Annotated in this window: 9 protein-coding genes; all 9 read left to right on the forward strand. The window is 28.7% G+C overall.

Annotated features, from left to right (window positions below):
- Window positions 1-15: 15 nt before the first annotated feature.
- The 9 genes from H8R92_RS00150 (at window position 16) to uvrC (ending at window position 12,153) form a co-directional block, all read left to right on the forward strand.
- The gene (locus H8R92_RS00150; RefSeq protein ID WP_022211494.1) at window positions 16-309 is read left to right on the forward strand and encodes a hypothetical protein; all 294 of its coding nucleotides are present in this window, start codon (window positions 16-18) and stop codon (window positions 307-309) included.
- Between the two features lie 41 nt (window positions 310-350).
- Complete coding sequence (locus H8R92_RS00155; RefSeq protein ID WP_022211495.1) at window positions 351-1,064, forward strand: ABC transporter ATP-binding protein; 714 nt, start codon at window positions 351-353, stop codon at window positions 1,062-1,064.
- Window positions 1,057-2,673, forward strand: coding sequence for a permease-like membrane multi-spanning protein (locus tag H8R92_RS00160; RefSeq protein WP_022211496.1), 1,617 nt, complete (start codon window positions 1,057-1,059; stop codon window positions 2,671-2,673). Before H8R92_RS00155 ends, H8R92_RS00160 begins: the two co-directional genes overlap by 8 nt.
- Before the next feature lie 185 nt (window positions 2,674-2,858).
- Complete coding sequence (locus H8R92_RS00165) at window positions 2,859-3,797, forward strand: sensor histidine kinase (RefSeq protein ID WP_022211497.1); 939 nt, start codon at window positions 2,859-2,861, stop codon at window positions 3,795-3,797.
- A gap of 236 nt (window positions 3,798-4,033) precedes the next feature.
- On the forward strand, window positions 4,034-6,859 hold the full coding sequence (gene uvrA, locus H8R92_RS00170) for an excinuclease ABC subunit UvrA (protein WP_186834352.1): 2,826 nt from the start codon (window positions 4,034-4,036) through the stop codon (window positions 6,857-6,859).
- Window positions 6,860-6,931: 72 nt separating this feature from the next.
- Window positions 6,932-7,384: an FHA domain-containing protein gene (locus tag H8R92_RS00175; protein ID WP_022211499.1), complete on the forward strand. Its 453-nt coding sequence runs from the start codon at window positions 6,932-6,934 to the stop codon at window positions 7,382-7,384.
- 14 nt (window positions 7,385-7,398) lie between these two features.
- The gene (locus tag H8R92_RS00180) at window positions 7,399-8,634 is read left to right on the forward strand and encodes an FtsW/RodA/SpoVE family cell cycle protein (protein ID WP_022211500.1); all 1,236 of its coding nucleotides are present in this window, start codon (window positions 7,399-7,401) and stop codon (window positions 8,632-8,634) included.
- A 4-nt stretch (window positions 8,635-8,638) separates the two neighbouring features.
- A complete protein-coding gene (locus tag H8R92_RS00185; protein WP_022211501.1) occupies window positions 8,639-10,201 on the forward strand; it encodes a peptidoglycan D,D-transpeptidase FtsI family protein in 1,563 nt (520 codons plus the stop codon).
- A gap of 80 nt (window positions 10,202-10,281) precedes the next feature.
- Complete coding sequence (gene uvrC, locus H8R92_RS00190) at window positions 10,282-12,153, forward strand: excinuclease ABC subunit UvrC (RefSeq protein WP_022211502.1); 1,872 nt, start codon at window positions 10,282-10,284, stop codon at window positions 12,151-12,153.
- Window positions 12,154-12,229 lie beyond the last annotated feature (76 nt).

The raw sequence follows: 12,229 nt of genomic DNA on the forward strand, positions 1-12,229 counted from the left end.
GTTAGTAGATTAAAAATGATTAATAGTAAATTAGAAAAGAACATTAAATTAGGCTTTGGGATAGTTATTTTTATTTTAGGAATTATATCATTTATTATATTACCTAATAAAGTAGGAATGCAGATTTCAGTTAGTGGTGAATTACAAAATTATATGTCAAAGATAATTGCTGTTATTATACCAATTGGGATATATGGACTTGGTTTTTTACCCAATGGAAATGGTAAATCAGCAGAAATAAAAAGGAATATAATTTTATCATTATTAGCTATAGTTATTCAAATTTTTACATTAGTTTCAAATTTATAAGGATATTATAAAAGGGGAATAAGTATAAGGGGAGAAATAGTATGTTAGAAATAAAGAACTTTTCAAAAGAATATTCAAAGGGCAAAAAAGCAGTTGATAATATATCTTTAACTGTAAATAGTGGGGAGATATTTGGATTTATAGGTCACAATGGTGCAGGAAAAACAACAACGATTAAATCTATAGTTGGAATATTAGAATTTAGTGAAGGGGATATATTAATAGATAGTAAATCTATTAAGAAAAATGCTATAGAATGTAAAAAAGTAATGGCATATATTCCAGATAATCCAGATCTTTATGAAGCTTTAACTGGAATACAATATTTAAGCTTTATTGCAGATATTTATAAAATAAGTAAAGAACAAAGAGAAAAATTAATTAAATATTATGGAGATAAGCTTGAGTTAACTAAATATTTAGGGGATTTAATTTCTTCATATTCCCATGGTATGAAACAAAAGTTAGCAGTAATATCAGCATTAATTCATAAACCAAAGTTATTAATATTAGATGAGCCATTTGTTGGATTAGATCCTAAGGCTTCTCATACACTTAAAGAAATAATGAGAGAACTTTGCAATGAAGGTAGTGCAATATTCTTTTCAACTCATGTATTAGAGGTAGCAGAAAAATTATGTGATAAGATTGCAATTATTAAAGATGGGAAAATAGTTGCAGAAGGGACTACTGAACAAGTTAAAGGTAATAATTCTTTAGAAGAAGTATTTATGGAGTTGATTGATAATGAGTAATTTATTTATTTTATTAAAAAATTCATTTATAAATAGCACAAGAATTAATTCTTTATCTAAAGGGGTTAGCACTTCTAATGAAAAGAAGAAGTTATTAATTACTACAGCTACATTGTTATTAATAGCAGCAGTAATATGCTTTATGTCAACCACATATTCAATAGCGTTAGCTACAGTATTAAAACCAATGGGATATTTAGATTTAATATTAATAGTTGCTGTATTATTTTCATGTATTTTAAGCTTTATAACATCAATATATAAAGCGCAAGGAACATTATTTAGTTCAAAAGATTACGATTTATTAATGGCTTTACCTATAAGAAATAGTACAATATTAACTAGTAAAATATTAAGTTTAATGTCTATAAACTATATAGGAACAGCACTTGTAATAGTACCGGCTTCAATAGTATATTTTATCTATAATGGAAGTTTGTCATGGATTTTCTTCATTATATTAATAATAGGGTTAATATTTATACCAATGATTCCAATAATATCAGCTTCAATAATAGCTGTTGCTATAACATTTGTATCATCAAGATTTAAGCATAAAAATATAGTAACTACAGTTGTTGGTATGATAGCATTTTTATTAATTATGATACTTTCAATGAATATGCAAAATTATATTAATGAATTTATTGCAAATAGTGACTCAATAGTAAAAGGACTATCTAGCATATATCTACCAGCAATGTATTTAAAAGAAGCTTTAGTAAATTATGATATATTTGCTTTAATAAAGTTTATACTAATATCAATAGTTCCATTTTTAATATTTATTTTGGTATTTAGTAAGACATTTAAAGTTATAAATGGGGAATTATCAGAAAGCTATAAAAAGGCAAATTATAAGGTGTCAAAGTTAGAAGCAAGCAGTGTAATAAAATCATTGATTACGCAAGAACTAAGAAGATACTTTGCAACACCTATTTATGTTATGAATACAGCGTTTGGGATGGTATTATTAGTTGCAGCATCCATTGCAACGTTATTTGTAAGTAAAGAAACGTTAGTGGAATTTTTGGGGTATCCTGAGATAGCTAATATGATTCCAGTTGAAATATTAGTTTTCTTAGTATTTACTATTGGACTATCTTGTACAACAAATTCATCAATATCATTAGAAGGAAATAGGTTATGGATATTAAAATCATTGCCAATAGAACCTAATGATATCTTTAAGGGTAAAATAATAACTAATTTAATAATAACAATTCCAGCATCAATTATAGCAAATGTATTTTTTTATATAGGATTAAAGTTTGATATAAAGTATTTAATATTTAACTTAGTAATTAGTATAGTATTTGCAATTGTATCAGCTATATTAGGAATAATAATTAATTTATATTTTCCAAAGATGGAGTGGACAAATCCAACAACAGTAGTAAAGCAAAGTGCAAGTGTAATGATTACTATTTTGGGAATATTGATATTAATATTAGTAGTTGTAGCAGTATCAGTTGTATTAGTTAAAGTATTCAATATTACAAATATGATGATTATTTTAAGTTCAGTATTAATTATATTTTTAATAGCTTTATTTGTTTCAATTAAGGTATTGAATAATATAGGTAGTGAAAAGTTTAATAGATTATAGAAGAGTTGCCTCTGTGGAATATTCATTTTTTAGAATATTCTATTGAGGTAATTTGATTATATTTATATAGTGTTGGAAGGATTAAGCATAGAGTATATAATATACTTAAAGAATAAATTGAATTTTGATATTTATAAAATTAGATTTGAATTCATATGCAAATAGATTAAGAGGTTTAATTATAGATGAGTATATCTAGGGGTATATATAATGAATTGATATATAGAATAGGAGAAAATATGGGAATAACATGTATTTTAATACTAATAATTATTGTTTTAATAGCTGTTATTATAGGATATAAAAGAGAGTTTAGAAGAATAAGTAAGCAAATTAATAATAATTTAGATGAATATGCAAATATAAAAACAAAATCTGTAGACAAGGATATAGAGTATTTAGTTGAAAATATAAATTTGATTTTTGATTCTAAACAAAGAATTGTTGCAGAAAAGAATAAGAACGAAGAAGAATTAAGAGCTAGTATAGCTAATATGTCACATGATTTAAGAACACCATTAACATCAATAATGGGATATTTGCAAATGGCAAGATTAGAAGAAGTATCGGAAGAGGAAAAAAATGAGTATATAGATATTGTAGAAAATAGAACAAAATCATTACAACAGCTTATTAGTAGTTTTTACGATTTATCTAGAATAGAAGGAAATGAGTATAACTTTAATTATAAAAAGGTAAATTTAAAAAACATATTATGCGAAAATATAGCCGCATTTTACAATGATTTTATTAATAATAATATTAATCCGATTATTGAAGTAGATGAGAATATTAGAGATATTATATCAGATGAAGGAGCTATTACAAGAATTTTTACTAATTTAATAGGAAATATAATTAAACATGGTGAAAGTTATGTAAAAATTACTTTAAAACAAAAGGATGATGTAATAATAACAGAGTTTATTAACAAAACAACAGATTTAACGGAAGAAAATGTGGATAAATTATTTAAGAGATTCTATACTGTGGATAAATCAAGAAGTGATAGAAATACAGGATTAGGGTTGTATATAACTAAGGTCTTAGTAGAAAAATTGGGATATAGTATAAATGCCACTTTAAAAAATGAAGAATTAATAATACAAATTTTATGGAAATAAGATAAAAATAGTTATAATCAATGTAAGCAAATTTAATGAAAAATTATTTGCTTGTATTTTTTTATAAACAGATGATATACAAGAAATAAATATAATTGACAATAAAAAATAACAATTCTAAAATAGTAATAAAGAATGTCTGTTCGAGATTAAATGTAGAATAATATGATAAAAATAATAAAAAGAATTAATTTATATAAATTGAATGGCGATAAATAAGGGAAGAGGTGGACTTTATGAAAGATAAAATAGTAGTAAAGGGTGCAAGAGTACATAACTTAAAGAATGTTTCCTTGGAAATACCAAGAGATAAGCTAATAGTTTTTACAGGACTTTCTGGTTCAGGAAAATCATCCTTAGCATTTGATACTTTGTATGCAGAAGGACAAAGAAGATATGTTGAATCTTTATCATCATATGCAAGACAATTCTTAGGGCAAATGAATAAACCAGATGTTGATAATATAGAAGGATTATCACCAGCAATTTCAATAGATCAAAAAACCACAAGCAAAAATCCAAGATCTACTGTGGGTACAATAACAGAAGTATATGATTACTTAAGGTTATTATACGCTAGAGTAGGTACTCCACATTGTCCAAAGTGTGGTAAAGAAATTACTCAGCAATCTGTGGATCAAATTGTGGATAATGTCATTAAACTTGGGGAAAAAACTAAGGTTCAAGTTTTAGCTCCAGTGATTAGAGGAAAAAAAGGTATGCATGAAAAGATCCTTGAAAATATAAGAAAGCAAGGATTTGTTAGAGTAAGGATAGATGGTGAAATCTATGAAATAGGTGAAGAGGAAATTAGCTTAGAAAAAAATATTAAACATAATATAGAAGCAGTTGTAGATAGACTTGTTATTAAAGAAGGAATAGAAAGTAGATTAGCTGAATCTATCGAAACAGCTTTAAAAATGGCTGAAGGATTAGTAGTCATAAATGTAGTAGGACAGGAAGATATTCTATTTAGCGAACACTTTGCTTGTCCTGATTGTGGTGTAAGCATAGATGAATTAGCACCTAGGTTATTTTCATTTAATTCACCATGGGGAAAATGTGAGAAATGTGATGGACTTGGAACACTAATGGAATTTGATCCAGACTTAATTATTCCTGATAAAAGTTTAAGCATTATGGAAGGTGCTATAGCAACTTGGGGTGAAGGAAGATTAAAGGAAGATTCATGGACATTTGCCATATTAAAAGCATTAAGTGTAGAATATGACCTTGATTTAAATAAACCTATTAAGGAGTTTTCGAAAGAAGAATTAAATCTTTTATTGTATGGAACACAAGGTAAAACTTTGACTGTTAAATACAAAAAAGATGGTTCATTAAACACTTATAGATATGCTTATGATGGTGAAATAAATACATTAGATAGAAGATATAGAGAAACTAACTCTGATGTTATTAAAACTGAAATAGAACAATATATGAGTGATAGCTATTGTCCAAGATGTAAAGGAGCACGTCTTAAAAAGGAAGCATTAGCAGTAACTATTGGAGGCATAAACATTTATGATTTCACAAAGATGCCAATTAAAGATGAATTAGAGTTTGTAAATTCTTTAGAGTTTTCTGAAAAGGATAGAGTAATAAGTGACCAAATCATTAAGGAGATAAAGAATAGACTAGAATTCCTTGTTAATGTTGGACTTGATTATCTTAATCTTTCAAGAAATTCAGGAACACTATCAGGAGGAGAGTCTCAAAGAATTAGGTTAGCAACACAAATTGGTTCAGCACTTATGGGGGTACTATATATACTAGATGAGCCAAGTATAGGTCTTCATCAAAGAGATAATGATAAGTTGATTCAAACTCTTAAAAATTTAAGGGATGTAGGAAATACAGTTATAGTAGTTGAACATGATGAAGATACTATGAGGGAGGCTGATTTTATAGTAGATATAGGTCCAAGAGCAGGTGAACATGGTGGACAGATAATAGCAGCAGGAACAGTGGAAGAGATAATGGCTTGTAAGGAGTCTATAACTGGACAATACTTAACAGGTGAAAAGAAGGTTGAACTACCAGCTGAAAGAAGGAGCGGTAATGGTAAGTTTATTAAGATAAAAGGTGCCAAAGAAAATAACCTTAAGAATGTTAATGTAGATATTCCACTAGGGACATTAACAATGGTTACTGGTGTATCTGGTTCTGGAAAGAGTACTTTAATTAATCAAATACTTTATAAAGGATTAAATAAGCTTGTTAATAAGAGCAAGAATCCAGTTGGAGCACATAGAGAAATATTAGGTTATGAAAATATAGATAAGATTATTGATATAGATCAAAGTCCAATTGGTAGAACCCCAAGATCAAATCCAGCAACATACACAGGAACATTTGATATTATCAGAGAATTATTTGCTCAAACAACAGAAGCTAAAATGAGAGGGTATAAGCCAGGTCGATTTAGTTTTAATGTAAAAGGTGGAAGATGTGAAGCTTGTTCAGGTGATGGAATAATTAAAATAGAAATGCAGTTTTTATCTGATGTTTATGTTCCATGTGAAGTATGTAAAGGCAAAAGATATAATAGGGAAACTTTAGAAGTTAAATATAAAGGGAAAACTATAGATGATATATTAAATATGACTGTAGAGGAAGCCTTAGAATTTTTTGAAAATATTCCACGAATTAAGAATAAAATTCAAACATTATATGATGTTGGTTTAGGATATATAAGATTAGGACAGCCATCAACACAATTATCAGGTGGGGAAGCTCAAAGAATAAAGCTTGCTTATGAATTATCTAAGAGAAGCACAGGAAAAACTTTATATATTTTAGATGAACCAACTACTGGACTTCATGTAGATGATGTAAATAGACTAGTACATATTGTTCAAAGGCTTGTAGATGGAGGAAATACTGTAGTAGTTATTGAGCATAATTTAGATATGATAAAATGTGCAGATTATATAATAGATTTAGGTCCAGAAGGTGGAGATAAGGGCGGCACTATAGTGGCTAAAGGAAAACCAGAGGAAATAGTAAAAGTGGAGGATTCATACACTGGAAAATATCTTAAAAAGTTATTAAGATAATAATAGGTGGGTTGTTATTTTTTCCAATAACTATTAATATTAGATTGAAGAACAGTAGATAGAGGTGAAGAAATGAGTATTAGCAAGATAATGGCCTTTGTATTTGGGATAGCCTTTATTGTATTTTTATATGGTATAATATATTATTCATTAAAAATAATGTACAAGGATGTAAAGACTGGTGGTAAGAAGAAAAGTAATCCAGCAGCAAGAAAATATGCAGTGGAAGTAGTTAATCCAGGGGCTAGTGAAGATTTGGAAGAGGGTTCTGTGATTTTAGTCAGAACAGAGTTAACAATAGGTAGAAGAGAAGATAATTTAATAGTTTTATCAGAGCCATTTGCATCTGGTTATCATGCTAAGTTATATGTTAAAAATAATAATCTTTATATTCAAGATTTAAATAGTACCAATGGTGTATATGTAAATGAAGAAAGAATAAAAGATAAAGTAAAATTAACAGCTGGTGATGAAATAAAAATAGGAAGTGCTATTTTTAAGGTGTTAAAACCAGGAAAGCAATAGAGGTGGTTAAAGGCATGAAAGGATTTAAGCAGGAAAAGAAATTATTAAGAATGATTTATTTACTATGCTTACTGCTTTTTATTTATCTAGGCTTTCAATCAAAGCCATTCGATACTCTTGCAATAGTTATGGGAGTAGTTCTATGTTTTTTAATAGGCTATTCCCACTTTGTCATTAGAAGGTATTATCCTGATGGTGATAAATTTATTTTAAATTTTGCAAGTATTTTAGCAGTAGTAAGTATAGCTATGCTTTATAGAATTGATAAATCAACTTCTGTAAAGCAGTTAGTATGGGTTACTCTTGGAGTAATAGGTTACATATTAGTAGTAGCCATTATACCGGAAATGAGCAGGTTTGCTAAATATAAGAAAGTTTATATGATTGCAACCATAGTACTTATGCCCATGGCATTTTTATATGCAAAAATAACTGGAGCATCAGCTATTGGTGGGGCTTATAACTGGATAAGCATAGGTAAATTTATGATTCAACCTTCAGAGTTTGGGAAAATAACATTAGTATTATACTTGGCAGCAGCTTTTTCTGAATATGAGGATAATGGAAGTATTAAAGATGATGTAAAACAACTTATAGTACCAGCATTAGTAGCTGGGTTTTCCCTTATATTTTTAGTTGCACAAGCAGATTTAGGTTCAGCACTTATATTTTTTGGAATAATTATAAGTCTTCTTTATGTGGCAACTTCTAAAAAGCTATATGTAGCATTAAGTTTAGGTGGTGCTACAGTAGGAGCCATATTAGGGTATAATCTTTTTGCCCATGTAAGGGAAAGAGTTATGATTTGGAGAAATCCATGGGAATATGCTTCTGGTGCAGGATACCAATTAGTACAATCTTTATATGCTATTTCTTCAGGTGGACTTATAGGAAGTGGACTTGGGCAAGGGTATGTAGAGTATATTCCTGTTAATGATTCAGATTTTATATATGCAGCAATATGTGAAGAGTTTGGTGTAATATTTGCAGTAGGATTAATGATAATATACTTTTTGTTGTTTTTTAGAGGTATTAGATCAGCATATGTTACTAATGATAAGTTTTCACAGTTAGCTGTTGTAGGTTTTAGTACTATGATAGCATGTCAAACATTAGTAATTATAGGTGGTATTTTTGGAGTAATTCCGTTAACTGGTATTACATTACCGATATTAAGTTATGGTGGTTCATCAGTGCTTACTATATTCTTTGCTTTAGGAATATTACAAAAGGTATCAGAGGAGGCGTAAGAATATGGATGAAAATAAATTAGCTAAAAGTGTACAACATGTAATGGTTGTGTTCTTATTTTTATTTATTGCATTAATATCATATATAGCATATTTTCAACTGTTTAGAGGACCTAAAATAGCTGAAGATTCAGGAAATGTAAGAATTATAGCAGCAAAAAATGAAGTTATTAGAGGGACTATTTATGATAGAAATGGTACAGCTTTAACTGAAACTACTAAGGTGAATGATTTGACTCAAGATAGAAAATATCTTTATGGTGAGTTATTAGTGCATCCATTGGGATATTATGATCAAATATATGGAATATCAGGTCTTGAGTCAGAATATGATAATGAATTAAGTAAAAGTAGCTTTATAGGAAATAGTTATAGAACATTTTTAAATAGTATGGATTTTACTGGTTTATTTAATGATATAAAAGATGATTTAATAAATGAAAAGAAATTAAATTTATCAGAAAACTTTAAAACTTTTGTAGATAAGATAAAAGTTAAAAATGAAAAAGAAGAGAATGAAGCAAAGACTGGAAATAGTATAGTTACTACTTTAGATTTGGAATTACAAAAGGTAGCTAGTGATGCTTTAGGAGATAATAAAGGGTCAGTAGTAGCAATAAATCCTAAAACAGGTGAGATATTAGCTATGGTTTCAAAGCCGTCTTTTGATCCTAATAATCTAGAGGTAGCATTGCAGTCAGCTTATAGTGGAAGTGCTGATGATAGTCCTCTCATTAATAGAGCAATAGATGGATTATATCCACCAGGGTCAGTATTTAAAACTGTTACTTTATCAAGTGCTTTGGAAAACATGTCAGGAGTAGCTAATAGGACATTTAATGATCAAGGAAAAATAACATTTGATGATGGAACTACTTTAAATAATTATGCATATCAATCACATGGAGCCATTGATTTAAGATATGCCTATAGAGTATCAAGTAATGTTGTTTTTGGAACATTAGCTATGGAATTAGGTAATAATACTTTAAAACAAACAGCAGAAAACTATGGATTTAATTCAGTTATTAGTGGACCAGGATTAACTATAACAGCAAGTCAGTTCCCAAAACTAGAGAGTTACGCTCAAGGTGAAATAGCACAAAGTGGTATTGGTCAAGGGGGAGTTTTATCTACACCAATTCAAATGGCCTTAGTGGCAGCAACAGTTGCCAATGATGGAGTGATGATGCAACCTAGATTAGTAAATTCTATTTTAGATAGTGCAGGTAATACTGTTAAAACAATGGAAAATACTGAATTAAAACAAGTAATTTCAAGTGATATAGCTTCAACTATAAAAAGTTATATGAAATATTTAGTAGACAATAATCTTTATAGATGGCCAGCTTTTAAAGGAACAAATGCTGGTGGAAAAACAGGTACAGCAGATTATAAATTATCAGATGGAACAGATGCAGTTCCTCATGCATGGTTTATTTCAGCAGCACCAATGGATGACCCACAAATAGCAGTGGCTGTTATTGTGGAAAATGGTGAAAGTGGAGCAGTAATTTCAGCTGAAATAGCCAGTTATGTAGTAAGAAAAGCAGTACTTGGATATTAATACAGAAGAGGGAGCTCTTCTAAAAAAAGGAGCTTATAGCTCCTTTTTTTAATTAGAAAGTAGTGAAAGGGAGTGATGAAATGTTTGATTTTGAATATCATTTAAAAAACCTTCCTTCTAAGCCTGGAGTTTATTTAATGAAAAATTCTCTTGGAGAAGTCATTTATGTAGGAAAAGCTAAGATATTAAAAAATAGGGTAAAAAGTTATTTTCAAAACTCTAAGAATCATAGTGAAAAAGTTAGGGTAATGGTTAAGCATATTGCTGAGTTTGAATATATTGTTACAGATTCAGAAATGGAAGCATTAATCTTGGAATGTAACTTAATAAAAAAATATAGTCCACGCTATAACATATTACTAAAGGATGATAAGTTTTATCCATTTATTAAGATAACTATTAATGATGACTTTCCAAGGGTCTTTGTTACAAGAAACTATTCTAAAGATGGAAGCAAGTATTTTGGACCATATACTAATGGAACAGCAGTATATGAAACAATTAATTTAATAAATAAAATTTTTCCTTTAAGGACTTGTAAGCTTTTAATTAAAGAAGGTGGAGAAAAGGTAAGGCCTTGTTTAAATTATCATATTAAGAAATGTTTTGGACCATGTGGTGGCTATATAAACAAGGTAGAGTATGGTAAAATGATAAAGGATGTTATAGATATTTTAAGTGGAAGAGATAATACTGTTTTAAAAGTGCTTCAAAGTGAAATGGAAGAGGCATCTTTGAACTTAGAATTTGAAAAAGCTGCAGATTTAAGAGATAAAATTATAGCTATAAAAGCTATAGTTGAAAAACAAAAGATATTTAAAACCATGGACGGCGATGAAGATTTTATAAATATCTACAGAGATGAAAAAGATAGCTGCATACAGATATTCTTCTCTAGAGATGGTAAGATTATTGGAAGAGAACATTTTATTTTTGAAAATACAGCGGAAGACTCCATTGAAGAAATATTAGAGGAATTTACAACCTCTTTTTATGGAGGTACTGCAAAGGTTCCAAGAACTATATATGTTCCAGAATTAAGTAATATTGAGTTAGTTGAAGAATATTTAACTATTAAAAGAGGAGCTAAGGTTTGGATTAAGGTTCCACAAAAGGGTCAAAAAAGAGAAATGCTTGATATGGTAAAAAATAATGCTCAAATAACCTTAGAAAAATTTAAAGATAAGTACTTAATGGACAAGGAAATCAATAAGATAGCATTAGAAGAACTTCAGGAATTATTAGATTTAGAGATTTGGCCTTCAAGAATTGAAGCCTATGATATTTCCAATATACAAGGTGTTGATTCAGTAGGTTCAATGATTGTCTTTGAAGAAGGACGTTCTAAGAATAGTGATTATAGAAGGTTTAGAATAAAAACTGTTAAAGGTGCCAATGATTATGATAGTATGAGAGAAATACTAACAAGAAGATTTTCTCATGGATTAGAAGAAGTAAAGGCGATACAAGAATCTAAGCTACAATTTTCAGCAGGTAAGTTTTCTAATTTTCCTGATATTATAATGATGGATGGTGGAAAAGGGCAGATAAATATAGCATTAGAAGTACTAAGGGATTTAAATATAAGTATTCCTGTTTGTGGACTTGTTAAAGATGATAAACATGCCACTAGGGGGATTATTTATAATAATGAAGAACTTATTATTAATAGAAGCTCTAATTTAATGCAGCTTATAAGAAGAATTCAAGATGAAGTACACAGGTTTGCTATAACATATCATAGAAGTTTAAGAGATAAAAGGACTCTTCATTCTATCCTTGATGATATACCTAATGTAGGAGAAAAAAGAAGAAGAGCCTTACTAATGAAGTTTGGTAGTGTAGATAACATAAAAAGTGCAACTTTAGATCAATTATTAGAGACTCCAAGCATAAATAATAAAGCAGCAGAAAGTATTTATAAATATTTTAATGGAAATGAAAGCAAATAGATTAAAATCCTTGTTAAATGGGATAATTTAATTTATACTATTTAAATATAATTAATTAAGAAATAAGGAGCTAACC

This window comes from Clostridium lentum (genome assembly GCF_014287815.1).
GTDB lineage: Bacteria > Bacillota > Clostridia > Clostridiales > Clostridiaceae > Clostridium > Clostridium lentum.